Source organism: Klebsiella sp. K5-45 (assembly GCF_030128605.1).
GTDB classification, from domain to species: Bacteria; Pseudomonadota; Gammaproteobacteria; order Enterobacterales; family Enterobacteriaceae; genus Klebsiella; species Klebsiella quasipneumoniae.
Window position 1 is genome coordinate 1 of the sequence record NZ_JAKUZW010000011.1, and the last position, 24,988, is coordinate 24,988.

25 protein-coding genes, 2 tRNA genes and 1 rRNA gene are annotated in these 24,988 nt (G+C 56.8%); 19 read left to right on the plus strand and 9 right to left on the minus strand.

The annotated features are described in order from the left end of the window. Positions 1–3 precede the first annotated feature (3 nt). From rrf to dkgB, 3 genes are all read left to right on the plus strand, one after another. Positions 4–119 (plus strand): 5S ribosomal RNA (gene rrf / locus MKS11_RS21615). Positions 120–176: 57 nt separating this feature from the next. After that, positions 177–253, plus strand: a tRNA-Asp gene (locus tag MKS11_RS21620). Positions 254–417: 164 nt separating this feature from the next. Then, positions 418–1,221 carry a 2,5-didehydrogluconate reductase DkgB gene (dkgB, locus tag MKS11_RS21625; protein WP_087771497.1) on the plus strand — a complete coding sequence of 268 codons (804 nt, stop codon included), beginning with the start codon at positions 418–420 and terminating at the stop codon, positions 1,219–1,221. A 32-nt stretch (positions 1,222–1,253) separates the two neighbouring features. On the opposite strand, the gene yafC is transcribed toward dkgB, so the two are convergent. Further along, entirely contained in the window at positions 1,254–2,159 is a 906-nt protein-coding gene (gene yafC / locus MKS11_RS21630) for a DNA-binding transcriptional regulator YafC (protein WP_004204612.1), read from the minus strand. 104 nt (positions 2,160–2,263) lie between these two features. Here yafC and MKS11_RS21635 point away from each other — a divergent pair, with 104 nt between their 5' ends. From MKS11_RS21635 to MKS11_RS21645, 3 genes are all read left to right on the plus strand, one after another. After that, positions 2,264–3,454, plus strand: coding sequence for an MFS transporter (locus MKS11_RS21635; RefSeq protein ID WP_043521489.1), 1,191 nt, complete (start codon positions 2,264–2,266; stop codon positions 3,452–3,454). A gap of 102 nt (positions 3,455–3,556) precedes the next feature. Then, entirely contained in the window at positions 3,557–4,354 is a 798-nt protein-coding gene (locus MKS11_RS21640) for an endonuclease/exonuclease/phosphatase family protein (protein WP_074194120.1), read from the plus strand. A gap of 89 nt (positions 4,355–4,443) precedes the next feature. Beyond that, positions 4,444–5,214: a class I SAM-dependent methyltransferase gene (locus MKS11_RS21645; RefSeq protein WP_064183779.1), complete on the plus strand. Its 771-nt coding sequence runs from the start codon at positions 4,444–4,446 to the stop codon at positions 5,212–5,214. Between the two features lie 59 nt (positions 5,215–5,273). Here the strand turns inward: MKS11_RS21645 and mltD are convergent, their stop codons facing one another. Together mltD and gloB are read right to left on the minus strand one after the other, a co-directional pair. Further along, positions 5,274–6,641, minus strand: coding sequence for a murein transglycosylase D (mltD, locus tag MKS11_RS21650; RefSeq protein WP_087771496.1), 1,368 nt, complete (start codon positions 6,639–6,641; stop codon positions 5,274–5,276). A gap of 71 nt (positions 6,642–6,712) precedes the next feature. Continuing rightward, positions 6,713–7,468 carry a hydroxyacylglutathione hydrolase gene (gloB, locus tag MKS11_RS21655; RefSeq protein ID WP_284109689.1) on the minus strand — a complete coding sequence of 252 codons (756 nt, stop codon included), beginning with the start codon at positions 7,466–7,468 and terminating at the stop codon, positions 6,713–6,715. 32 nt (positions 7,469–7,500) lie between these two features. On the opposite strand from gloB, the gene MKS11_RS21660 reads away from it, so the two are divergent. Beyond that, positions 7,501–8,223: a class I SAM-dependent methyltransferase gene (locus MKS11_RS21660; RefSeq protein WP_012968892.1), complete on the plus strand. Its 723-nt coding sequence runs from the start codon at positions 7,501–7,503 to the stop codon at positions 8,221–8,223. Here MKS11_RS21660 and rnhA read toward each other — a convergent pair. Then, a complete protein-coding gene (rnhA, locus tag MKS11_RS21665; RefSeq protein WP_004204620.1) occupies positions 8,220–8,687 on the minus strand; it encodes a ribonuclease HI in 468 nt (155 codons plus the stop codon). The genes MKS11_RS21660 and rnhA overlap by 4 nt on opposite strands. 64 nt (positions 8,688–8,751) lie before the next feature. On the opposite strand from rnhA, the gene dnaQ reads away from it, so the two are divergent. Both dnaQ and MKS11_RS21675 read left to right on the plus strand, forming a co-directional pair. After that, positions 8,752–9,483, plus strand: a complete 732-nt coding sequence (gene dnaQ, locus MKS11_RS21670; RefSeq protein ID WP_004204621.1) for a DNA polymerase III subunit epsilon — start codon at positions 8,752–8,754, stop codon at positions 9,481–9,483. A 133-nt stretch (positions 9,484–9,616) separates the two neighbouring features. Next, positions 9,617–9,693, plus strand: a tRNA-Asp gene (locus MKS11_RS21675). 59 nt (positions 9,694–9,752) lie between these two features. Here the strand turns inward: MKS11_RS21675 and MKS11_RS21680 are convergent. Beyond that, complete coding sequence (locus MKS11_RS21680; protein ID WP_012968890.1) at positions 9,753–10,634, minus strand: LysR family transcriptional regulator; 882 nt, start codon at positions 10,632–10,634, stop codon at positions 9,753–9,755. A gap of 103 nt (positions 10,635–10,737) precedes the next feature. Here MKS11_RS21680 and eamB point away from each other — a divergent pair, with 103 nt between their 5' ends. After that, the gene (gene eamB, locus MKS11_RS21685) at positions 10,738–11,328 is read left to right on the plus strand and encodes a cysteine/O-acetylserine transporter (protein WP_004204623.1); all 591 of its coding nucleotides are present in this window, start codon (positions 10,738–10,740) and stop codon (positions 11,326–11,328) included. 28 nt (positions 11,329–11,356) lie between these two features. Here the strand turns inward: eamB and MKS11_RS21690 are convergent, their stop codons facing one another. From MKS11_RS21690 to fadE, 3 genes are all read right to left on the minus strand, one after another. After that, a complete protein-coding gene (locus tag MKS11_RS21690; protein WP_284109690.1) occupies positions 11,357–12,457 on the minus strand; it encodes an AI-2E family transporter in 1,101 nt (366 codons plus the stop codon). 249 nt (positions 12,458–12,706) lie between these two features. Then, positions 12,707–13,477: an amidohydrolase gene (locus MKS11_RS21695; protein WP_004204628.1), complete on the minus strand. Its 771-nt coding sequence runs from the start codon at positions 13,475–13,477 to the stop codon at positions 12,707–12,709. A gap of 178 nt (positions 13,478–13,655) precedes the next feature. Then, complete coding sequence (gene fadE, locus MKS11_RS21700; protein WP_023319786.1) at positions 13,656–16,100, minus strand: acyl-CoA dehydrogenase FadE; 2,445 nt, start codon at positions 16,098–16,100, stop codon at positions 13,656–13,658. A 239-nt stretch (positions 16,101–16,339) separates the two neighbouring features. Here fadE and lpcA point away from each other — a divergent pair, with 239 nt between their 5' ends. Together lpcA and MKS11_RS21710 are read left to right on the plus strand one after the other, a co-directional pair. After that, the gene (gene lpcA, locus MKS11_RS21705; protein WP_004145825.1) at positions 16,340–16,921 is read left to right on the plus strand and encodes a D-sedoheptulose 7-phosphate isomerase; all 582 of its coding nucleotides are present in this window, start codon (positions 16,340–16,342) and stop codon (positions 16,919–16,921) included. 74 nt (positions 16,922–16,995) lie between these two features. Beyond that, a complete protein-coding gene (locus MKS11_RS21710; RefSeq protein WP_004204630.1) occupies positions 16,996–17,763 on the plus strand; it encodes a class II glutamine amidotransferase in 768 nt (255 codons plus the stop codon). Here MKS11_RS21710 and dpaA read toward each other — a convergent pair. Continuing rightward, entirely contained in the window at positions 17,734–18,474 is a 741-nt protein-coding gene (gene dpaA, locus MKS11_RS21715; protein ID WP_002889699.1) for a peptidoglycan meso-diaminopimelic acid protein amidase, read from the minus strand. The two genes, MKS11_RS21710 and dpaA, sit on opposite strands and share 30 nt — an antisense overlap. Positions 18,475–18,885: 411 nt before the next feature. Here dpaA and MKS11_RS21720 point away from each other — a divergent pair, with 411 nt between their 5' ends. From MKS11_RS21720 to nqrM, 7 genes are read left to right on the plus strand one after another with little or no spacing between them, the layout of a single operon-like run. Continuing rightward, entirely contained in the window at positions 18,886–20,229 is a 1,344-nt protein-coding gene (locus MKS11_RS21720; protein WP_064188071.1) for a Na(+)-translocating NADH-quinone reductase subunit A, read from the plus strand. Between the two features lie 3 nt (positions 20,230–20,232). Continuing rightward, the gene (locus MKS11_RS21725; RefSeq protein WP_064188070.1) at positions 20,233–21,471 is read left to right on the plus strand and encodes an NADH:ubiquinone reductase (Na(+)-transporting) subunit B; all 1,239 of its coding nucleotides are present in this window, start codon (positions 20,233–20,235) and stop codon (positions 21,469–21,471) included. Further along, positions 21,464–22,258 carry a Na(+)-translocating NADH-quinone reductase subunit C gene (locus MKS11_RS21730; RefSeq protein ID WP_023319788.1) on the plus strand — a complete coding sequence of 265 codons (795 nt, stop codon included), beginning with the start codon at positions 21,464–21,466 and terminating at the stop codon, positions 22,256–22,258. The genes MKS11_RS21725 and MKS11_RS21730 overlap by 8 nt, the downstream gene beginning before the upstream one ends. Next, entirely contained in the window at positions 22,251–22,889 is a 639-nt protein-coding gene (locus MKS11_RS21735; protein ID WP_002889716.1) for an NADH:ubiquinone reductase (Na(+)-transporting) subunit D, read from the plus strand. The genes MKS11_RS21730 and MKS11_RS21735 overlap by 8 nt, the downstream gene beginning before the upstream one ends. A 6-nt stretch (positions 22,890–22,895) precedes the next feature. After that, on the plus strand, positions 22,896–23,492 hold the full coding sequence (nqrE, locus tag MKS11_RS21740) for an NADH:ubiquinone reductase (Na(+)-transporting) subunit E (protein ID WP_004177335.1): 597 nt from the start codon (positions 22,896–22,898) through the stop codon (positions 23,490–23,492). Positions 23,493–23,504: 12 nt separating this feature from the next. Continuing rightward, positions 23,505–24,728: an NADH:ubiquinone reductase (Na(+)-transporting) subunit F gene (gene nqrF / locus MKS11_RS21745; protein ID WP_004204637.1), complete on the plus strand. Its 1,224-nt coding sequence runs from the start codon at positions 23,505–23,507 to the stop codon at positions 24,726–24,728. A gap of 2 nt (positions 24,729–24,730) precedes the next feature. Further along, a complete protein-coding gene (gene nqrM, locus MKS11_RS21750; protein ID WP_004204638.1) occupies positions 24,731–24,946 on the plus strand; it encodes a (Na+)-NQR maturation NqrM in 216 nt (71 codons plus the stop codon). Positions 24,947–24,988: the final 42 nt, after the last annotated feature.

Below are 24,988 nucleotides of genomic sequence, written 5' to 3' on the forward strand. Positions count from 1 at the left end.
TTGCCTGGCGGCACTAGCGCGGTGGTCCCACCTGACCCCATGCCGAACTCAGAAGTGAAACGCCGTAGCGCCGATGGTAGTGTGGGGTCTCCCCATGTGAGAGTAGGGAACTGCCAGGCATCAAATTGCAGTAAGCCGGGGTGACAACCGGTGGTCATAAAGCGAAAAAATTCGGTGGAGCGGTAGTTCAGTCGGTTAGAATACCTGCCTGTCACGCAGGGGGTCGCGGGTTCGAGTCCCGTCCGTTCCGCCACTTAATAAGAGCCCTGAGCATTTGCTCAGGGCTTTTTTGTTTCATCTGTTCCCGATTATTGCTAAACCAGCAAAAATCCTCTGCATTAATCGCTCTTTTTCCCCTCCACACCATCCGCCATAATTTCATCCGTTAACCGAAATGAACAAATAACGAGGAAAAACATGGCAATCCCTGCATTTGGTCTTGGCACCTTCCGTCTGAAAGATGATGTTGTTATCGCATCCGTAAAAACCGCGCTGGAGCTGGGCTATCGTACTATCGACACCGCGCAAATCTATGACAACGAAGCCGCGGTGGGTCAGGCTATCGCTGAGAGCGGCGTGCCGCGTGATGAGTTGTTCATCACGACCAAAATCTGGATCGAGAACCTGAGCAAAGACAAACTCATCGCCAGCCTGCAAGAGAGCATGCAGAAGCTGCGCACTGACTATGTTGATCTGACGCTGATCCACTGGCCGTCACCGAACGATGCGGTGGCTGTTGAAGAGTTTATGGCCGCTCTGATGGAAGCGAAGACGCTCGGCCTGACCCGTCAGATCGGTATCTCCAACTTCACTATTCCACTGATGGAGCGCGCGATTGCCGCCGTTGGCGCTGAAAACATTGCTACCAATCAGATTGAACTCTCGCCGTATCTGCAAAACCGTAAAGTCGTCGATTGGGCGCGTGAGCACGGTATCCATATCACCTCTTATATGACCCTGGCCTACGGTAAGGCACTGAAAGATGAGGTGATTGCCCGTATCGCGGCGAAACATAATGCGACACCGGCGCAGGTTATCCTGGCATGGGCGATGGGCGAGGGGTACGCGGTAATCCCGTCCTCGACGAAGCGTGAGAACCTGGCCAGCAACCTGAAGGCGTTGGATCTGCAGCTGGATGATGAATATCGCCAGGCGATCGCTGCGCTGGATTGCAACGATCGGCTGGTGAGCCCGGAAGGTCTGGCGCCGCAGTGGGATTAATCTCCCGCTTCCGGCATGCCTATCAGAGGGTACTACGACAGCTCCTTCGGGAGCTGTTTTACGTGTTCGCTTAGAAAATCAATAAACGCCCTGATACGTGTACTGACGGCTCTGTCGCTGTAGTACACCGCACTGAAGGGCATCTCCACCGGCAAGCGTTTGTCGGCCAGTAGTTCAACAAACTCCCCGCTGGCTATCTCTTTATCCACCATATAATCCGACAGACAGGCAATACCGTTGCCGGTCAGACACAGTTGTTTGAGGGTTTCCCCACTGTTTGATGACACCGCCGCCTCAATCTCTAACAACTGACCATCGCAACAGGAGACTGGCCAGGTGTTCAGAGAGACGGGTTCAGTGAAGCCCAGACACTGATGTTGTTTCAGATCTGACGGATGCTGCGGCACACCGTAGCGCGAGACATACGCTGGCGAGGCGACGATCTTACGATAGCTGGTGAACAGCGGTCGGGCGCGCAGGCTGGAATCCGTTAAGGTTCCGGCCCGTATCGCTACATCCACTTTCCGTTCAATCAGGTTAATAAACGTCTCTGAAGAGACGAGCGACAGCGTCATTTCCGGGTAACGCTCGCGAAACGGCTTCACCAGCGGCATGAGAAAATGCAGCATCACCGGCGTCGCGGCATCCACCCGCAGCAAGCCCCGCGGCGTCGTGCGCGTTTCCAGCAGGTCATTTTCTGCCGCCGCCATCTCCTGCAATACCACCTGCATCCGCCGAAAATAGCGCTCGCCTTCCTCTGTCAGACTGAGCTGGCGGGTGGTCCGATTAAGCAGGCTGACACCAAGCTTTGATTCGAGCTTTTTGACTGCCCGGCTGACGGCAGAGTTGGCCTGACCCAGCTGTTCGGCTGCCCGGCTGAAACTCCCGCTTTCCACTACCGCCACAAAGATGGCGATCTCCTCGGATGTGGCTCTCATTATTGCACCTGTAGCAAAATTCTATTGATACTTTGATAGTTTTTGTTATTTATACAACCCTTCATACTACGTGTCATCTTAATCCTGATGCTACGGAGTAAATTATGCCACTGGCGCTATTTGCCTTAACCATCGGTGCCTTTGCAATTGGCACCACTGAATTCGTGATTGTCGGCCTGGTCCCGACGATTGCCCAACAACTCTCTATCTCTCTACCTTCTGCGGGACTGCTGGTCTCTATCTACGCGCTGGGCGTGGCGATCGGCGCCCCGGTGCTGACGGCATTAACCGGGCGTATGCCGCGTAAACAGCTGCTGCTGGCGTTGATGGTCCTGTTTACGGCGGGTAATGTGCTGGCCTGGCAGGCTCCAGGCTATGAAACGCTGATCCTGGCGCGCCTGCTGACCGGCCTGGCGCACGGCGTGTTCTTCTCTATTGGCTCGACAATCGCCACCAGCCTGGTGGCAAAAGAGAAAGCAGCCTCGGCCATCGCCATTATGTTCGGCGGCCTGACGGTCGCGCTGGTGACCGGCGTTCCCTTTGGCACCTTTATTGGCCAGCATTTCGGCTGGCGGGAAACCTTCCTCGCGGTATCGATTCTCGGGGTGATTGCGCTAATCAGCAGTCTGATTCTGGTGCCGAATAATATTCCGGGCCGCGCCAGCGCCAGCCTGCGCGATCAGCTTAAAGTCTTAACCCATCCGCGCCTGCTGATGATCTATGCCATTACCGCGCTGGGCTATGGCGGCGTGTTTACCGCTTTTACCTTCCTTGCGCCGATGATGCAGGAGCTGGCCGGCTTCAGCCCCTCAGCGGTGAGCTGGATCCTGCTGGGCTATGGCGTCTCGGTGGCTATCGGCAACGTATGGGGCGGCAAACTGGCCGATAAGCATGGCGCCGTCTCCGCGCTGAAGTTTATCTTCGCCGCGCTGGTTGTGCTGCTGCTGGTGTTCCAGCTGACCGCCAGCGTTCACTATGCCGCGCTGGCAACGGTGCTGGTGATGGGCGTTTTCGCCTTCGGCAACGTGCCGGGTCTGCAGGTCTATGTGGTGCAAAAAGCAGAGCAGTATACCCCGGGGGCTGTCGACATCGCTTCCGGTCTGAATATCGCCGCCTTCAACGTCGGCATCGCGCTGGGATCGATCGTCGGCGGACAGACGGTCGAGCGGTACGGTCTGGCGCAGACGCCGTGGATTGGCGCGGTGATTGTGCTGGTCGCTTTGCTGTTGGTGGTTCTGAGCGGGCGTTTAGATAAATTGCCGCGCCGTTCGGCAGCGCTTTCTCCCGAAGGCTAAGGGTTTCTCGCAAATTGCATTGAAAGTGTATGGGAAAATCCCTATAACAGAAGAACCAGTCGTCGTCGGGCTGGTTTCTGTTATCGAGGATTAATGCCCAAATTGCGAAAGAACACCTACGCCATGCGCTATGTCGCCGGACAACCTGCGGAGAGAATATTGCCTCCGGGGGCGTTTGCGGGCGTGAGTCCGGTTTATTCCGCCGGCACGCCGTTAAGCAGCGATGAGAAGATCCGCGTGCTGGTGTGGAATATCTTCAAGCAGCAGCGTGCAGAGTGGCAGTCGGTCCTCAAAAATTTCGGCAAAGATGCGCATTTGGTCCTGTTGCAGGAGGCGCAAACCACCCCAGAACTGGTCAGGTTCGCGACTTCAAACTATCTGGCCGCCGATCAGGTGCCGGCGCTGGTGCTGCCCCAGCATCCTTCCGGCGTGATGACGCTGGCCTCCGCTCACCCCATCTATTGCTGTCCGCTGCGCGAGCGCGAGCCTATTTTGCGATTGCCGAAATCGGCCTTAGTGACCGTCTATCCGCTGCCCGATGCGCGGTTGTTAATGGTGGTCAATATCCATGCCGTCAACTTTAGCCTTGGCGTCGATGTCTACAGCAAGCAGTTGCTGCCGATCGGCGATCAGATTGCCCATCACAGCGGGCCGGTGATTATGGCCGGGGACTTCAATGCCTGGAGCCGGCCGCGAATGAACGCGCTGTACCGCTTTGCACGCGAGATGTCGCTGCGTGAAGTTCGTTTCTCTGACGACCAGCGCCGTCGCGCGTTTGGTCGCCCGCTCGATTTTGTGTTCTACCGTGGGTTAAGCGTGCACGATGCTTCCGTGCTGGTAACCCGCGCCTCCGACCACAACCCGCTACTAGTCGAATTCAGTCCCGGCAAGCCTGATTAATTTAAGGTTGGTCAGGCCTGCCATGGGGCAGGCCTGTGCATGCATAGTGCTGCCTTTTATTACTCAAAAAACCGTAAGGACAAGACAACATGACAACACGCTCTCACCATGACAACGTTGAAAAGCAGTTCGGCTCCCAGGCCAGCGCCTATCTGACCAGCGCCGTACATGCCTCTGGTCGCGATCTGCAGCGGCTGGCGGAACGTCTGGCTGATTTTCCGCAGGCGAAAGTGCTGGATATGGGCTGCGGGGCAGGGCACGCCAGCTTTACCGCGGCGGGACAGGTTGCCGAGGTTACCGCCTATGATTTATCGAGCCAGATGCTGGAAGTGGTTACCGCGGCGGCAAAAGAGAAAGGCTTTAGCAATATCGTGACCCAGCAGGGGTATGCTGAAACGCTGCCGTTCGCTGATGCCAGCTTTGATGTGGTGATTAGCCGCTACTCCGCGCATCACTGGCATGATGTCGGCCAGGCGCTGCGTGAGGTGAAACGTGTTCTCAAGCCGGGCGGGGTGATGATCGTGATGGACGTGATGTCGCCGGGCCATGCGGTGCGTGATGTCTGGCTGCAGACCGTGGAAGCCCTGCGCGATACCTCGCACGTGCGTAATTATTCCAGCGGCGAGTGGCTGACGCTGGCGACGGAGGCGGGGCTGGTGATTAATCGGCTGTTGACCGATCGCCTGCCGCTGGAATTCAGTTCGTGGGTGGCGCGGATGCGTACCCCTGAGCCGCTGGTGGAGGCGATTCGTTTATACCAGCAGAGCGCCTCGGCGGAGGTGAAAGCCTACTTTGAGTTACAGCAGGATGGTTCCTTTACCAGCGATACCATCATGTTTGAAGCGCATAAAGCGGTTTAATACAGACAACAAAAAAGGCACCGGGGGAAGTCGGTGCCTTTTTATCGAACCCTGACGTATCAGGACTCTGGTCGATCGCTGTTTTTCACAAACAGGGTTAGCTGATCGCCAGGCCGCAGATTGTCGGTATCGCTGTTCCAGCGCATGACGTCGCGAATATTAACGCCATGACGTTTGGCGATGCTCGACAGCGAGTCACCTTTGCGAACGCGATAGGTGATGCTATCGCTGTTATTCGCCAGACGCTGCGCGCTGCTGCCGGCGCCGATAACCAGATTTTGTCCAACCTTCAACCCAGAGCCGCGCAGGTTATTCCACTGCTGCAGATCGCGGGTCGTCACACCGAGACGGGAAGCAATCCCGGAAATGGTGTCGCCGGAACGCACCTTATAGCTTCGGATGGTCAGCGGCGTATTATCCGCGAGCTGCGTCGGCTGTACGGCGGCAATGTCGCCAGAGGCCAGCGATTCACGCAGTTGGGCTGCGTGCTTCTGCGGCACCATGACATACTTTGGCCCGCTAGCGCCCAGCGTTGACCCCTTTACGCCGGCGTTGAAGGTCTTCAGCTTGCTGACCGGCATACCGGCCATATCCGCGAGCTGAGAAATCTCAACCGGACTGTCGAGGCGAACGCGCGCCAGCGCACGGCTTTCATCAGCCGTAGGCAACTTTACGCCGTAACGTTTGCTGTTTTTGAGGATGTCGCTCAATGCCAGCATTTTCGGTACGTAGACTTTCGTTTCATGCGGCAGAGACAGCGACCAGAAATCGGTGGGTTTGCCACGCGAACGGTTCGCTTTCACTGCCTTCATGACCCGACCTTCGCCGCTGTTATATGCCGCGACCGTTAACAACCAGTCGCCGTCGAACATTTTGTTCAGACGTTGCATCATGTCCAGCGCCGCGGTTGTCGATGCGACAACGTCACGACGCGCATCGTAACTGCGGGTCTGTTTTAAACCATAATTGCGCCCTGTGCTCGGAATGATCTGCCAGATGCCTGCGGCATTGGCGCCAGACGTCGCGTGTGGGTCAAAAGCGCTCTCCACTATGGGTAGTAATACCAGTTCCATTGGCATGTTACGTTTCTTAACCTGCCCGGCTATCCAGTACATATACGGCTCTGCCCGTAAAGTTACATCGTGGAGATAGCTCTTATTTCTCAAGTACTTCTGTTTTTGCTCGCGAATCCGGGGGTTATCCGGTATTCCCATCTTTAGCTCGTCGCCTATGGAAGTCCACAGATCCTGGTCTTGCGCGTAGAAGGTTCCATCATCTAACCAGCGCGCTTGACTTGTGAACTTGCCTGCTTCCCCTTGACCAGCCGCAGAAAGGCTCTGTGCTCGCTGTTCGACGGTGCCATCGTGCTTAGACGCCTGGCACCCCACCAGCAGGACAGAGGCGAATAATATCGCTCGTGCCTTCATGTGTGTGTCAATAGTTGCTTAAAAGACGACCAAGGATAACGGCGAAGTTAGCCGATGACAAGAATTAAATGTCAGAATTCGTTTTTCTTTGACCTTAACCACGCAAATCGCGCCACAGAGTGTTGCAATTTTGTTTCTTTGTTAATTTTATCAATTAAATCAACATCATTTACGCGTAAAAATAAATTTATACGCCGCTCGTTTTTCAGAATTACGGGTAGTGTCTTTTGTTTTTTTGCACGTAACTCATTAACTTTATGATAGTAATCGTTTATGTCCCTATCATCAGGCAGGATACTCAACGCAAACTTCATATTCGCTAACGTATATTCATGTGCGCAACATATAATGGTTTCTGCAGGAAGGGCGTTAATTTTCATAAATGATTGATACATTTGCTCTGCGGTGCCTTCGAACAGCCTTCCGCAGCCGCCGGAGAACATTGTGTCGCCGCAAAACAGATAAGGTTCGCTGTAGTAACAGATATGTCCTAATGTGTGACCTGGCGTGGAGAAAATGGAAAAATCGTGACCCAGAATTGACAACCGATCGCCATCGTCTACTACCTGAGTAACCCCCTTATCCTGGGTTTCTGCCGGCCCGTAAACCACCAGAGAGGGGAATTTTTCACGTAATTGTTTTACGCCGCCGACGTGATCCTGATGGTGATGGGTCAGTAAAATGGCCTCGGGCTGCCACTGGTTTTCCTCGATTGCCGCCAGAACCGGCGCGGCCTCGCCCGGGTCAACGATGATGCAGCGGCCGTGATTCTCAATGAGAACCCAGATGTAGTTGTCCTGAAACGCGGGAATACTGATAAGATTCATAAATTACCTCTAAAGCGTAGCGGAAGGTGGCAATGAAGCCGGCAAGGATACCTCATACAGTGACAGCGCCTGAGCATTGGTCCAGTATGCCGTGGGGCGAATACTATCGCGAAACGCTTGAACAGCAGATGAAGCCATGGCTGGCTAAATTATATGGCTTTCATCTGCTTAAGATTGGCAATCTGAGCGCGGAAATCAATACCGAAGCTTGCGCCATCTCGCACCAGGTGAATGTCTCGCTGGCGGGAAACCCAATGCAGGTCCGGGCCGACCCGCTGCATTTACCCTTTGCCGAAAAGTCCGTCGACGCCTGCCTGCTGGCGCACACCCTGCCGTGGTGTAGCGATCCGCATCGTCTGCTGCGGGAGGCCGATCGCGTCCTGATCGATGATGGCTGGATGATCCTGACCGGGTTTAATCCGGTCAGCCTGATGGGGTTGCGTAAGCTGGTGCCGCTCCTGCGCAACGGTACGCCGTACAACAGCCGTATGTTTACGCTGATGCGCCAGCTGGACTGGCTGTCGCTGCTCAACTTTGAAGTGCTGCACTATGGGCGTTATCAGGTTTTACCCTGGTCGCGGCATGGCGGCAAACTGCTGAGCACCCATCTGCCAGCGCTGGGCTGTTTGCAATTGATTGTCGCCCGCAAACGGACCATTCCGCTGACGCTCAATCCGATGAAATCCGGTAAAGCGAAAACCCAGCTGCGGCCGGCAGTCGGCGCCACCCGGCAGTGGCGCAAGGGGCAGAATTAGCTCTCCGGCTGGTAGCCGATGTCGTCCTGAGTGGGATGGGAGGCCGCCGCGCGGGCCAGCTCGTCGCAGCGTTCGTTTTCTGGATGGCCGGCGTGGCCCTTCACCCACTCCCATTTGATCTTATGCTGGCCAAGCGCGGCGTCCAGCCGCTGCCAGAGGTCGACATTCTTTACCGGTTTTTTCTCAGCCGTTTTCCAGCCGCGCTTTTTCCAGTTGTGGATCCACTGGGTGATCCCCTGGCGGACATACTGGCTGTCGGTGCTGAGCACCACTTCGCAATGCTCTTTTAACGCTTCGAGAGCGACGATTGCCGCCATCAGTTCCATGCGGTTATTGGTGGTCAGACGGTAGCCGGCGCTGAAGGTCTTTTCGTGCTGGCGGTAGCGCATGATGGCGCCGTAACCGCCGGGTCCTGGATTTCCCAGGCAAGAGCCGTCGGTGAAAATTTCTACCTGTTTGAGCATCTCTGGTAGACTTCCTGTAATTGAAATCGATTTGTAAACGATAAGTCTGACATAAATGACCGCTATGAGCACTGCAATTACGCGCCAGATTGTTCTCGATACCGAAACCACCGGTATGAACCAGATCGGGGCGCACTACGAAGGACACAAGATCATTGAGATCGGCGCCGTGGAGGTGATCAACCGCCGCCTGACCGGTAACAATTTCCACGTCTATCTGAAGCCCGATCGGCTGGTGGATCCGGAGGCGTTCGGCGTGCACGGGATCGCCGATGAATTCCTGCTGGATAAACCCACCTTTGCCGATGTTGCCGATGAATTTATGGATTACATCCGCGGCGCGGAGCTGGTGATCCATAACGCCTCGTTCGATATCGGCTTTATGGATTATGAGTTCGGTAAGCTGAACCGCGGCATTGGAAAAACCGAGACCTTTTGTAAAATCACCGACAGTCTGGCACTGGCGCGGAAAATGTTCCCCGGCAAGCGCAACAGTCTGGATGCGTTATGTTCGCGCTACGAAATAGATAACAGCAAGCGTACTCTGCACGGGGCATTACTCGATGCCCAGATCCTTGCCGATGTCTATTTGATGATGACCGGCGGCCAGACGTCGATGGCGTTCTCTATGGAAGGCGAAAGCCAGCAGCAGGCGGGAGAGATGGGCATTCAGCGCGTCGTCCGCGCCGCCAGCCAGTTACGGGTAGTTTATGCCTCTGATGAAGAACTGGTGAACCATGAATCCCGCCTCGATCTGGTACAAAAGAAAGGCGGAAGCTGCCTGTGGCGTGCCTGATAACCACTAAAATGGATTAAAAGTAGGCGGTTGGGCGATTTTTGCAGCAAACGATTCAAAACGGTAGAAAAAGCGTTGACGGGGTAGAGGGGAATCCGTAATATTCGCCTCGTTCCCAACGGAACAACAACGCGGAGCGGTAGTTCAGTCGGTTAGAATACCTGCCTGTCACGCAGGGGGTCGCGGGTTCGAGTCCCGTCCGTTCCGCCACTATTCAGAAAGCCTGAATCAGCAATGATTCAGGCTTTCGTCGTTTTCGTCGCCGAATTTCAGCGCGCCTCTTGTTCCTCCTGCATACACTGCATGAATACCCGCATCGCAGGACTGATTGCTTTCCCGGCGTGATGGGCGCAGAGCGCATGGATCGTCAGCGGCGTCTCGCTGAACGGCAGCTCGACCAGCGTCCCGCGTTTGAGTTCCTCCTCTACCGCAAAGCGCGGCAGGAAGCTCACCCCAAGATTGCCCGCCACGCACTGTTTGATGCTTTCAATACTCCACAGTTCGATGGTGTTCTCCATGGTAATGCCGCGCTGGCGCAGGGTACTTTCAAAAATCTGCCGGAACACGCACTGGGGCTCGTTGATGATAAAGCTCAATGGGATATGCTGCCGCGGGCGCAGGAAGTCGACCGGCGCCTGATCGACTGACGCGACCAGCGCCAGCGGCTGCGGGCCAAGTTCCATCATGGTGAGTGCATCATCGTTGCCAACCCGGTAAAACACCCCCAGGTCGACTTCGTCAGCGAGCAGCGCATCACGGATGCTGTAGCAATTGAGCGACTGTAGTGACAGGCGGACCTTCGGGGCGCGTTGCTTAAAACGCTGCAGCACCGGCGGCATTTTGTACGCCAGCAGGGTTTCACCAGTGGCGACGCGAAGTTCGCCGCCGGGTTCATCGTCCTGGCGCGCCGCCTGGCGAATCGACGCCATCACTTTGGTCAGATCGTAGACGTGCGGCAGGACATTCTTACCCGCGGCGGTGAGACACATCCGCCGGCCAATTTTCTCAAACAGCGGGATAGCAAGCTCCTGCTCAAGCTGCTGGATATGAAAGGTTACGGTGGACTGGGTGCAGCACAGTTTCTGCGAGGCGCGCAGAAAGGATCCTTCTTCGACAACCGTTTTGAAAGTGATAAAGCGTCGCAGATCCATATTTCCTCTTTATATCGACATTCTCGAATTCAGAATGAAAAAACATTCATTTTTTTAAATTATCAGCTTCGGGTACTGTCTGCCAGTCAAGAGGAGAAAACACGTGACACCTACCCTGATTAGCGCATTTTTAACTTACACCCTGATCACCGCCCTGACGCCCGGGCCGAATAATATTCTGGCGCTGAGCAGCGTCACCGCGCACGGCTTTCGACGGAGCATGCGGGTTCTGGCCGGCATGAGCCTGGGGTTTGTGATCATCATGCTGATTTGTGCCGGGCTGACGTTCACTCTCGTTACCCTGGATGAGGGGATAACCTCCCTGCTACGCTGGGTCGGCGCAGGGTATATCCTGTGGCTGGCCTGGCACATTGCGCGTAGCGACCCGGCCAGCGGTGGGCAGGAGGAGCGGCCTGTCAGCTTCTGGGCCAGCCTGGGGCTGCAGTTTGTGAATGTAAAAATTATCCTGTACGGCATCACGGCCCTGTCGACCTTTGTTCTGCCGGTGACTCGCGAGCCATTCTGGCTGGTGATGATAAGCCTGTTGCTATCAGTAATAGGCGTTGCCGGCAATCTTTGCTGGGCGCTGGCCGGTCATCTGTTTCAGCCGGTGTTCGAACGCCATGGAAGAGGGTTAAATCTGCTGCTGGCGCTGCTGCTGGTCTGGTGCGCGGTACGAATGTTTATGGAATGAATTAAGGGAGCGTAACGCTCCCTTGAGGTTATTTATCCTGCGGCAGAGCGGGTTGCCCTTCATTTACCCAGGTCATGAAGATCCTATAACCGATGGCCAGCAGGGTGGCGCCGAGAAACATACCGAGAATGCCGTTAGAGGCCATTCCGCCGAGGGCGCCCAGCAGCACTACCGGCATTGGCGCGTCGACTCCGCGCCCCAGCAGCAGAGGTTTGAGCACGTTATCGGCCATACCGGCGACGATCAGCAGGATGGTGTAGAAGATATCCATTCCGGTACTGTGGGTGCCGAGACTCCACATTAGCGCAATGGCCGGGGCCGTCACCAGGATCACCGGCACCTGGGCAATGCCGAGGATCAGGGCCAGAATAAAGAAGATCCCGACGGCGGGAATGCTGGCCATCAGCATGATCACGCCGACCAGCAGCGCCTGGATCAATGCCACCCCGATAACGCCCTGGGCGACCGTGCGGATGGTGCTGGTGCACAGGCGGGTGAGGGTCACGCCTTTATTTTCATCGGTAATACGGATGGCAATACGCTGGGCGCTGATGGCGCCCGCGGCGCCCCAGGCCATCATAATGCCCGAGACGATAAACGAAATAATAAAGCCAATCAGTCCGCCGCCCATGCTGGCTAATATGCTGAGGAACTGTTTGGCAATATCGCCGATTTGCGAACGGTAATTGCTGAGCAGTCCCGGGAGATCCACGGAAGCCCGCATCCACAGGGCGCTAAGCCGCTCGCCAACGATCGGTAAAGAGGCAATTCGTGAAGAGGGCGGGGGAATGGTAAAGCTCTGGCTACCCATCTTGTCAATCATGGCGCTGACGCTTTCCGCCAGCGAGGTGATCATTAGCACCGTGGGGATAACAATCAGTAAAATACCTAACAGCACCAGCACCACCGACGCCAGTCCCTGTTTGCCCGCTAACAGTCTGGCAAAATACTGATGTAAAGGATAGAGCGCCACGGCCAGAATCAACGCCCAGAGCATCATATTGACGAAGGGAGAAAAGACGGTAAAACAGAATGAGGCCAGCGCCAGAATAAGACCGAACCGAATAAACATATCGAGAAAGCGGGTGACCAGCCGTTTTTCTATTAACTGAAGATTATTATTATCCATTTTCCATTACGCTCATTAAATATTCATACGCCAACGCTCAGCCGGGTTCAACAAAACAAGCTGGCAATAGAAAACTCATGATTTACAAAGCAGAAGTGAATTGAAAATGATCTCCGCCCGTTTGGTTGTGGGGTCTTTTAATGAGTGTAGAACAGAAATGAAAGGCGCCCTGTAAATATTCTGTTGGGCGCTGCAAGAGGAAATTCCGCTTTCTTTTCCCGCAGAAGGGGGGAAGAAAGCGGAGGGGGATTAATCCAGAGTAAAAGGATCGGCATCGCGCCAGGCGGGGAATTTTTCACGATATTCCTGCAGGGCGCTCAGCGACAGTTCGGCGTCAAGACGAGTGGCCTGATGCGGATCGGCGGTGGCGACAATCTCCCCCTGGGGACTGATAACCCGGCTATCACCGCGGTAATGATGACCGTTGCCGTCGGTGCCGACCCGGTTACAGCCGGCGACGTAGGCCTGGTTCTCAATCGCGCGGGCGACCAGCAGCGACTGCCAGTGCAGAGAGCGCGGCGCCGGCCAGTTCGCCACATACAGCGCCAGATCATAATCGTTAAGGTTACGCGACCATACCGGGAAGCGCAGGTCGTAACAGACCAGCGGCAGGATCCGCCATCCGCGCCATTCAAAGACCACGCGCTTGTCCCCGGCCTCATAGTGATGGTGTTCATCCGCCATACGAAACAGGTGCCGTTTATCATAATGATGAACTGTGCCGTCAGGCTCGACCAGCAGGAAGCGGTTAACGGCCCCGCGCTCAGTTTGCAGCGCGGCGCTGCCGGCGATCAACGCCTGGGTTTGCGCCGCCCGGGCATGCATCCACGCCACCACCTCGGCCTCGGGTAAAGACTGTTTTGCCGCTTCCATCGCAAAGCCGGTGGTAAACATCTCAGGTAAAACAATGATATCGCGCCCGACAATCCCTTCCAGTTGGCGATCAAAATGGCGCAGGTTAGCAGGGCCGTCCATCCAGACCAGCGGTTGTTGCAACAGCGTAATTTTCAGGCCAGGCACAATGGTCAACTCCATTCTCATGAGGGGGTTAGGTTAACTGTAACACCTTATCAGCCTCGCGGCGGTCCGCGGAATATTTTGTTAAAAAAATGCTACTAACAGGAACCACGGGTGAAGGCGAGACGAAAAAAAGGCGGGGAAAATTCCCCGCCCGGCCTGTGATGTGGTTGTTGCTTTATTATGCGGCTTCAACGTTGCGAACTTTTTCCGGCAGCTTTACCGGCTGGGTTGCCAGCTCCTCTGGCGCAAAGTCGTCGACGTTAATGCTGCGCAAGCGACTGTGCTCTGCTCGGGTCAGAATGGCGGCTTCATCCTGATTAATTAAGCCTTTCGCCAGGGCATGGGTGGCCAGTTCGTCGAGACGGGTGAACGGCAGATTTTTACCCAGTTCTTTACAGATACGCTGATGGATAGGATCGGCCGCCATCACTTCCAGCAGCGCCTCTTCCAGCAGGCCGACCGGGTTATGCTCGCTCGGCGTCAGGTACTGACCGCGACCGATGCGGGAGCGGGTGGCGCTGGGCACCTGCAGAATTTTAGCGACTTTATGGTCCAGCTTATCCGACGGCGCATGATGATGACGACCGGTCGGGAAGATGACCAGCCGCATTGCGCCAGCCACCAGACGGTTGGGGAAGTTTTTCAGCAGATCGTCGATGGCCTGCTCGGCCTGATGCAGCGCATCCTGCACCCCCCAGTGAACCAGCGGCAGATCGGCTTCGTTGCGTCCTTCATCGTCATAGCGTTTCAGCACCGCCGAGGCCAGGTACAGCTGGCTTAACACATCCCCCAGACGCGCGGAGATACGTTCGCGACGCTTGAGACTGCCCCCCAGCACCGCCATCGAGACGTCTGACAGCAGCGCCAGGTTCGCGCTCAGGCGGTTCATTTGCTGATAGTAGCGGCGGGTGACGTCGCGGGTCGGCGCGCTGCTGGTGCGTCCGCCGGTCAGGCCCAACCAGAAACTCCGTACTTTGTTGCTGCCGACATGGCCGATATGTTTGAACAGCAGCTTGTCATAGGCGTTCAGGTCGTTGTTCTGCGCGGCGGCCATCTCCTCCAGCACGTACGGATGGCAGCGAATCGCACCCTGACCGAAGATCATCATGCTGCGGGTCAGAATGTTCGCCCCTTCCACGGTGATGGCGATAGGCGCGCCCTGATAGGCCCGGGCGAGGAAGTTGCCTTCGCCCAGCATAATGCCTTTCCCGCCGGTAATATCCATTGCGTCGATAATGGAGCGCTGGCCGCGGTGGGTGCAGTGATATTTCACGATCGCGGAGAGCACCGCCGGTTTCTCGCCGAGCATAATGCCGTAGGTGATAAGCGACGCCGCAGCGTCCATTACATAAGCATTACCGGCAATGCGCGCCAGCGCCTCTTCAATCCCTTCCATTTTACCGATCGAGATTTTGAACTGGCGGCGAATATGGGCGTAAGCCCCGGTAGCCATAGCCACCGATTTCAGGCCGCCGGTGGAGTTGGACGGCAGAGTAATACCGCGTCCCACCGACAGACATTCAACCAGCATGCGCCAGCCCTGACCGGCCATCCCCGGCCCACCAATGATGTAATCGATCGGCACGAAGATATCTTTGCCGCGGGTTGGGCCGTTCTGGAAAGGGACGTTAAGCGGGAAGTGACGACGGCCAATTTCCACGCCCGGGGTGGAGGTCGGGATCAGCGCGCAGGTGATGCCCAGCTCTTCTTCTCCCCCCAGCAGACGATCCGGGTCAGAAAGTTTAAACGCCAGTCCCAGCACGGTGGCGATAGGCGCCAGCGTAATGTAGCGTTTGTTCCATGTCAGGCGCATACCCAGCACCTGCTGGCCCTGCCAGTCACCCATGCAGACCACGCCGGTATCCGGAATGGCGCCGGCGTCAGAGCCCGCTTCCGGGCTAGTGAGAGCGAAGCAGGGGATCTCCTGCCCGCGCGCCAGACGCGGCAGATAATGGTTTTTCTGCTCTTCGGTACCGTAATGCTGCAGCAGCTCGCCCGGCCCCAGTGAGTTCGGGACGCCGACGGTGATCGCCAGAATGCCGGAGACGCCAGAGAGCTTCTGCAGCACCCGCGACTGGGCATAAGCGGAGAACTCAAGCCCGCCATACTCTTTCTTAATGATCATCGCGAAGAAGCGATGCTCTTTCAGATACGCCCACAGCTCCGGCGGCAGATCGGCCATTTCGTGGGTGATGGCGAAGTCGTTGGCCATCCGGCAGGCTTCTTCCACCGGGCCGTCGAGGAAGGCTTGCTCTTCGGCGGTCAGACGCGGCTGCGGATAGTTATGCAGCTTGTGCCAGTCAGGGTTGCCGCGAAACAGATCCCCTTCCCACCAGGTGGTCCCGGCGTCGATGGCTTCTTTTTCCGTACGCGACATCGGCGGCATCACCTTGCGGAAAGCGCGAAACGCCGGTGCGGAAATCATGGATTTACGCATAGGCGCAAAGTTAAACGGCAACAGAATGATCGCCAGCGGCAGCAGCAGCCAGATATTCCACAGACCGGCCGCGCCGAGCGCTGCGGTCCAGGCGAGCAAGATCACGCTGCTGAGCAGCAGGCTGACCCGGTGATAGAAGAGCGCACCGAGTAAAACAACGGTTGCAACAATACTCAAAATCATCATAGAGAAATGCTCCCTGTGCTTGTAGGAGGTCTGACCACTTGTGATGTATTGGTTGTAGTGCATGCTTTTTTATTTAGCAATGTGTTTACAAAATAATTACAACCTTGCTCACATTGTTGTATGCAAAAGCGGCACATAAAATCAAAAGGGCGGGGGATAACGCTGCCTGCTGCTTCTCGCTTCGGCGGCTATCCGGTACACTGCCAGGGTTATTCCACTCATACTGAAGGATTATCCTCATGTACCAGGATCTTATTCGTAACGAACTGAACGAAGCCGCGGAAACGCTGGCTAACTTTCTGCAGGACGAAGCCAATATCCATGCTATCCAGCGTGCCGCTGTCCTGCTGGCGGATAGCTTTAAGGCGGGTGGTAAAGTGCTGTCCTGCGGTAACGGCGGTTCCCATTGCGATGCGATGCATTTTGCGGAAGAGCTGACCGGACGTTATCGCGAAAACCGCCCGGGTTATCCGGCCATTGCGATCTCCGACGTCAGCCATCTCTCCTGCGTGAGCAATGATTTTGGCTATGAGTATGTATTCTCCCGCTACGTTGAATCCGTCGGCCGCGCGGGCGATGTGCTGCTTGGCATCTCCACCTCCGGCAACTCCGGCAACGTTATCAAGGCCATAGAAGCCGCGCGGGCGCAGGGGATGAAAGTGATCACCCTGACCGGTAAAGACGGCGGTAAGATGGCCGGGAGCGCCGATGTTGAAATTCGCGTGCCGCACTTTGGCTACGCCGACCGCATTCAGGAGATCCACATCAAAGTGATCCATATCCTGATTATGCTGATCGAAAAAGAGATGGCGAAAGGCTAACAGGCAGGTGAGTGTGTACTGTTGACGGCGGCCTCGCTTCGGCGCCGTCGTGATTTGTGATGGTGAGGTGATCTATGTGCGAACTGCTCGGGATGAGCGCCAATGTGCCAACAGATATCTGTTTTAGCTTTACCGGGCTGGTACAGCGCGGAGGCGGGACGGGGCCGCATAAAGACGGCTGGGGCATCACCTTCTATGAAGGCAAAGGCTGTCGCACATTCAAAGATCCGCAGCCGAGCTTTCAGTCGCCGATCGCGAAACTGGTCCAGGATTACCCGATTAAGTCCTGTTCCGTCGTCGCGCATATCCGCCAGGCCAACCGCGGGATGGTGGCCCTGGAGAATACGCATCCGTTCACCCGCGAGCTGTGGGGGCGCAACTGGACCTACGCGCACAACGGGCAGCTCAAAGGCTATAAATCGCTGAAAACCGGCAATTTCCACCCGGTAGGTGAAACCGACAGTGAAAAGGCCTTCTGCTGGCTGCTGCACCGCTTAACCGAGCGCTACCCGCGTACGCCGGGCAATATGCTGGGCGTATTTAAGTATATCGCCACCCTGGCGGGGGAGCTGCGTGAGAAAGGGGTGTTCAACATGCTGCTATCGGACGGACGCTATGTGATGGCGTTCTGCTCGACCAACCTGCACTGGATCACCCGGCGGGCGCCGTTCGGCGTGGCAAAACTGCTGGACCAGGATGTGGAGATCGACTTTCAACGCGAGACCACACCCAACGATGTGGTCACGGTTATCGCCACACAGCCGCTGACGGCCAATGAGACCTGGCATAAGATCATGCCAGGCGAGTGGGCGTTATTTTGTCTCGGGGAGCGTATAGTTTGAGGCCAGCTGCGGCTGGACAACCTCGTGGCTGAGCGGCTTGCTCACCACATAGCGGCCGTCGGTCACTGATACGACCGGCGGTTTGTGGGTCTGCTGGAAATAATCATAGCCAGGCTTCAGCTGTTTCCAGAAATCCGCATAGTAGGAGTATTTGTGGCGTTCCATATTGGCGTTGGTCATGCGGAACGGATAGATACTCACCTGCACGCTTGGCTGACCGAAGACTAAGGCGCCGGTCACGAACTGGAAGATCTCATCGATCCCGCTGTCGGTCATGGCGTAGCAGCCGACTGATACGCAGTCGCCGTGGATCATCAGGTATTTCCCTTCATAACCATGGGCGCGATCGTAGGCGTTCGGGAAGCCGATATTAATCGCTTTATAGAAGCGACTGTCGGGTTTGAGCTGGCTGCGGGTGACGTTATAGAACCCTTCCGGGCTCTTGAAATCGCCCTGGCGCTGTTTCGGGCCCAGGCCACCGGAGTAGTTGCAGATCCGATAGCTGTCGAGGAGCTGGTAGGTCTCACCCATTTTGACGTAAAGGTCGAGCATGCGCTCTTCTTTAAAGATCTCAATGTAAACCGGTGAACCCATTAATTGCTGCTTATATTCTTTGCTAACCGGCGTCGTCGGGCTGTTGCTGCTGAGCAGCCCGGCAAATGACACGCACGGCAGCAGAAGCATCGCAATAAATAATGCGATTTTGCGCATACTGCTTGTTCCTTGATAAAACAAAATAGCCACATTGCCAGGACGGCAAGAGAGACCCGAAATCAGAGTTTTCTGGATTTAGAGCGCTCACATTAGCATCACGGCATTTTTTCGCAAGGGCGACGTGGCGGCGTTTACAATTCCGCCTCACTTTATACCCTGACGCCGACGAAAACACAGTGAGAACTTTGCGCAATAGCTCGCATTTTAGAAGCACTTATCGCCCCTTGCGCTACAGCCGCCGCTCACGAAATGTTACACTTGCGCCGGTTCATCACCAGAGTAAGAAAGGATGCTTCTCTTCCGTCCTGAGCGCTACTGGCGCCGTTTTGCCCTTTCTTCTCTACCATTCTGTCAATAAGCTGGCCCCGGCCTGCGTCGGGGTTGAGGTTACGGATACCTGCTAACGATATGATTAAAATCACGAAAGGGCTGGATTTGCCCATAGCTGGCATGCCATTACAGCAGATTTCTTCCGCGCCAGCGGTGAAGCGCGTCGCGCTACTCGGCGAAGAGTACGTCGGCATGCGTCCCGCCATGGCGGTCAAAGAAGGCGATCGGGTCAAAAAAGGTCAGATCCTGTTCGAAGATAAAAAGATCCCCGGCGTCTGCTTTACCGCCCCGGCGAGCGGGGTCGTCAGCGCGATCCACCGCGGTGAACGGCGCGTGTTGCAGTCGGTGGTGATTGATATCGAGGGCAATGACGCGGTGGCGTTTACCCGTTACGCCGCGGACGCGCTGGCTGAACTGCCGCGCGACACCGTGCAGCAGCAGCTGTTGGCGTCGGGCCTGTGGACGGCGCTGCGCACCCGGCCATTCAGTAAAACGCCGCGCCCGGGCAGCGTGCCGGCCGCTATCTTTGTTAACGCCATGGATACCAATCCGCTGGCGGCGGAGCCGCAGCCGATTATTCTGGCCGAACGGGCCGCTTTCGACGCCGGCCTTACCGTGCTGACGCGTCTGACCGACGGGAAAGTCCACGTCTGCCAGCCCAGCGGCGGTAAGCTCGGCGGTCATCCAGCTGGCCAGGTCTGTTTTAACCAGTTCACCGGGCCGCACCCGGCGGGGCTGCCGGGAACGCATATTCACTTTCTGGAGCCGGTGAGCCTGAATAAGCAGGTCTGGCACCTCAATTATCAGGACGCGATCGCCATTGGTAAGCTTTTCCTTGAAGGTGAGCTGAACTGCGAGCGGGTGATTGCGCTCGGCGGCCCGCAGGTGAAGTCGCCGCGGCTGGTCAAAACGACGCTGGGCGCCAGTCTGGACGATCTGCTGGCGGGCGAGCTGGAGGAGGGGGAAAACCGCGTCATTTCCGGCTCGGTGCTCAGCGGCACCCGCGCCCATGGCCCTCACGCCTTCCTTGGGCGTTTCCATCTGCAGGTGAGCGTGGTCAAAGAAGGGCGGGAAAAAGAGCTCTTCGGCTGGGTGATGCCGGGCAAAGAGAAATTCTCGATAACCCGCACTACGCTTGGCCATTTCTTCAAGCGCAAGCGCTTTCATTTCTCCACCGATACCCACGGCGGCGAGCGGGCGATGGTGCCGATCGGCAACTACGAACGGGTGATGCCGCTGGATATCCTGCCGACCATACTGCTGCGCGATCTGCTGGCCGGGGACACCGACAGCGCTCAGGCGCTGGGCTGTCTGGAGCTGGATGAAGAAGATCTGGCGCTCTGCACCTACGTCTGCCCCGGGAAGTATGAATATGGCCCGGCGCTGCGCAGCGTTTTAACCCGGATTGAGCAGGAAGGATAAGAGATGGGCTTAAAGCATCTGATTGAAAAACTTGAGCCGCATTTCACGCACGGCGGCAAGCTGGAAAAATATTACCCGCTGTATGAGGCGGCGGCGACCATCTTCTACACTCCAGGCCAGGTCACCCGCGGCGCGGCGCACGTGCGCGACGCCATCGACCTCAAGCGGATGATGATCCTCGTGTGGTTTGCCGTATTCCCGGCGATGTTCTGGGGGATGTACAACGTCGGGCTGCAGACCATTCCGGCGCTACATAAGCTTTACGGCGCCGAACAACTGCAGCAGGCGATCGCCAACAACTGGCACTACAGCATCGCCCAGTGGTTAGGGGTGAGCTTCAGCGCCGACGCCGGCTGGCTGAGCATGATGACCTTAGGCGCGGTCTTCTTCCTGCCTATCTATATCACCGTCTTTATCGTCGGCGGCTTCTGGGAAGTGCTGTTCGCTATCGTGCGCAAGCATGAGATCAACGAAGGCTTCTTTGTCACCTCGATTCTGTTTGCGCTGATCGTCCCGCCCACGCTGCCGCTGTGGCAGGCGGCGCTGGGGATCTCCTTCGGGGTGGTGATCGCTAAGGAGATTTTCGGCGGCACCGGGCGCAACTTCCTCAACCCGGCGCTGGCGGGGCGCGCGTTCCTGTTCTTCGCCTATCCGGCGCAAATCTCCGGCGACCTGGTGTGGACGGCAGCGGACGGTTTCTCCGGCGCGACGCCGCTCTCCCAGTGGGCCAGCGGCGGCGGTGAAGCGCTGGTTAACGTCGCTACCGGCATCCCGGTGAGCTGGATGGACGCCTTCCTCGGTAATATTCCGGGCTCGATTGGCGAAGTCTCCACGCTGATGATCCTGATCGGCGGCGCGATCATCCTCTTTGGCCGCGTCGCGTCCTGGCGCATCGTCGCCGGGGTAATGATCGGCATGATCGCCACCGCCACCCTGTTTAACGTTATCGGCTCCGACACCAACCCGATGTTCGCTATGCCATGGTACTGGCATCTGGTGCTCGGCGGCTTTGCCTTCGGCATGATGTTTATGGCGACGGACCCGGTATCCGCCTCGTTTACTGATAAAGGGAAATGGAGTTACGGCGTGCTGATCGGCGTGATGTGCGTGCTGATCCGCGTGGTGAACCCGGCTTATCCGGAAGGGATGATGCTGGCGATCCTCTTCGCCAACCTCTTCGCACCGCTGTTCGACTACCTGGTGGTGCAGGCCAATATTAAGCGGAGGAAGTCGCGTGGCTGAGAAGAAAAGTAACGATAGCATCGGCAAAACGCTGCTGGTGGTGCTGGTGCTTTGTCTGGTCTGCTCCATTGTAGTAGCGGGCTCGGCCGTGGGGCTGAAATCCCGCCAGCAGGCGCAACGGGCGCTGGATAAGCAGCGCAATATCCTGGCAGTGTCAGGGCTGATGCACCCCGGTATGGATGCGGATGCGGTAGCGGACACCTTCGCGGCGCGCATTACCCCGCGACTGGTGAATCTGGCCACCGGCGAACTGCTGGAGAAAGACCCGGGTAAATTTAATCAGGCCCAGGCGCTGAAGGATCCGCAGCAGAGTATGGCCCTGGACGCCAGTCAGGATCCGGCTGGTATAAAGCGACGCAGCAACCTGGCGGAAATCTACCTGGTGCGTGACGCGCAGCAGAAGATTGAGCAGGTGGTGTTGCCCATTTATGGCAACGGCCTGTGGTCGATGATGTATGCCTTCGTGGCGCTGGACGTCGATGGCCGCACGGTAAAAGGCATTACTTACTACGATCAGGGCGAAACGCCGGGGCTGGGCGGCGAAGTGGAGAACCCGAACTGGCGCCAGCAGTTTGTCGGCAAGCAGGTGCTGGATGACAACGGCATGCCGGCGCTGAGAGTGGTCAAAGGCGGCGCGCGCGCTGGTGACCTGCATGCGGTTGATGGCTTATCGGGCGCCACGCTGACGTCAAATGGCGTACAGCACAGCTTTGATTTCTGGATGGGTGAACTGGGCTTTGGTCCGTTCCTGAAAAAGGTGCGTGAAGGAGGGCTGAACAATGGCTGAACAGAGCGATATGAAAGAGGTGAAGCGCGTGCTAGTGGGCCCGCTCATCGCCAATAACCCCATCGCCCTGCAGGTGCTGGGCGTCTGCTCCGCGCTGGCGGTCACCACTAAACTGGAAACCGCCTTCGTGATGACCATTGCGGTAACCCTGGTGACGGCGTTCTCCAGCATGTTTATCTCGATGATCCGCCACCACATTCCCAACAGCGTGCGCATCATCGTGCAGATGGCGATCATCGCCTCGCTGGTTATCGTGGTGGATCAGCTACTGCGGGCTTTCGCCTATGAGACTTCCAAGCAGCTGTCGGTATTCGTCGGGCTTATCATCACCAACTGCATCGTGATGGGCCGCGCCGAAGCTTACGCTATGAAGTCGCCGCCGCTGGCCAGCTTTATGGACGGTATCGGCAACGGTCTCGGCTACGGCGCGATCCTGATTATCGTCGGCTTCCTGCGCGAGCTTATCGGCAGCGGCAAGCTGTTCGGGATCACGGTGCTGGAGACGGTGCAGAACGGCGGCTGGTATCAGCCGAACGGCCTGTTCCTGCTGGCGCCGAGCGCGTTCTTCATTATCGGTTTACTGATTTGGGCTCTGCGTAGCTGGAAGCCTGAACAGCAGGAAAAGGAGTAATCGATGATGGCTCATTACATTAGCCTGTTTGTCCGCGCGGTGTTCGTTGAAAACATGGCGCTGGCCTTCTTCCTCGGGATGTGTACCTTCCTCGCGGTGTCGAAAAAGGTCTCCACCGCCTTCGGCCTCGGCGTTGCGGTGACGGTGGTGCTGGGTCTTGCCGTACCGATCAACAACCTGGTGTATAACCTGGTGCTGCGCGACGGCGCGCTGGTGGAAGGGGTGGACCTCAGCTTCCTGAACTTCATCACCTTTATCGGGGTGATCGCCGCGCTGGTGCAGATCCTCGAGATGATCCTCGATAAGTACTTCCCGGCGCTATACAACGCGCTGGGGATCTTCCTGCCGCTGATTGCAGTTAACTGCGCGATTTTTGGCGGTGTGTCGTTCATGGTGCAGCGTGATTACAACTTCCCGGAATCCATCGTCTACGGCTTCGGCTCCGGCATCGGCTGGATGCTTGCGATTGTGGCGATGGCGGGGATCCGTGAAAAGATGAAGTACGCCAACGTGCCTGCCGGCTTGCGCGGGTTAGGGATCACCTTTATTACCACCGGGTTGATGGCGCTGGGCTTTATGTCCTTCTCAGGCGTGCAGCTATAAGGGCGAATAAGTATGGAAATTATTCTTGGCGTCGTGATGTTCACGCTGATTGTGCTGGTGCTGTCGGGGCTTATCCTGGCAGCGCGCTCAAAGCTGGTGAACGCGGGCGACGTGGTTATTGAGATCAATAACGAAGCGGATAAGCAGATCCGCACCCCGGCGGGGGATAAGCTGCTGAACACGCTGTCGAGCAACGGGATTTTTGTCTCCTCCGCCTGCGGCGGCGGCGGCTCCTGCGGCCAGTGTCGGGTGACTATTAAAGAGGGCGGCGGCGATATCCTGCCGACCGAGCTTTCGCATATTACCAAACGTGAAGCCAAAGCCGGCTGCCGTCTGGCTTGCCAGGTCGCGGTGAAGCAGAACATGAAGATTGAGCTACCGGAGGAAATCTTCGGTGTGAAAAAATGGGAGTGTGAAGTTATCTCCAATGATAACAAAGCCACTTTCATTAAAGAGCTCAAGCTGCGGATCCCGGAGGGGGAGGTGGTGCCGTTCCGCGCGGGGGGCTATATTCAGATCGAATGCCCGCCGCATAAAGTGGCCTATGCTGACTTCGATGTTCCGGATGAATACCGCTCGGACTGGGACAAGTTCAACCTGTTCCGCTACGTCTCTGAGGTGAAAGAGCCGACCCTGCGCGCCTACTCGATGGCTAACTATCCGGAAGAGAAGGGTATCATTATGCTCAACGTGCGCATTGCGACGCCGCCGCCGAAGGTGCCGGATGCCCCGCCGGGGATCATGTCGTCCTATATCTGGTCGCTGAAGCCGGGCGATAAGGTGACGATTTCCGGGCCGTTCGGCGAGTTCTTTGCCAAAGAAACCGACGCCGAGATGGTGTTTATCGGCGGCGGCGCCGGGATGGCGCCGATGCGTTCGCATATTTTCGACCAGCTCAAGCGCCTGCACAGCACACGCAAAATTAGCTTCTGGTACGGAGCGCGCTCGCTGCGCGAGATGTTCTACGATGATGAGTTTGAACAGCTGGCGCGGGATAACCCGAACTTTACCTTCCACGTCGCGCTCTCCGATCCGCTGCCGGAAGATAACTGGACGGGGCATACCGGCTTTATCCATAACGTTCTGTACGAGAACTATCTGCGCGATCACCCGGCGCCGGAAGACTGCGAGTTCTACATGTGCGGGCCGCCGGTAATGAATGCCGCGGTGATTAAGATGCTGAAGGATCTGGGCGTCGAGGACGAGAATATTCTGCTCGACGACTTTGGAGGCTGACGATGCTGACGGTGTTTGTCGCAACCTTTGTGATTTTTGCGCTGGTGATCCTCGGGATGTCGCTGGGCTACCTGGTGAAGCGCAAGAGCATTCAGGGCAGCTGCGGGGGGATCTCCTCGCTGGGGCTGGAGAAAGTCTGCGACTGTCCTGAGCCCTGCGACGCGCGTAAGAAACGTCTCGCCCGCGAGGCGCAGCGCCAGCAGCGGCGTATTTTGTAATCTTTGGCCATTTTGGCCCGGAGGCGCTGCGCTTGCCGGGCC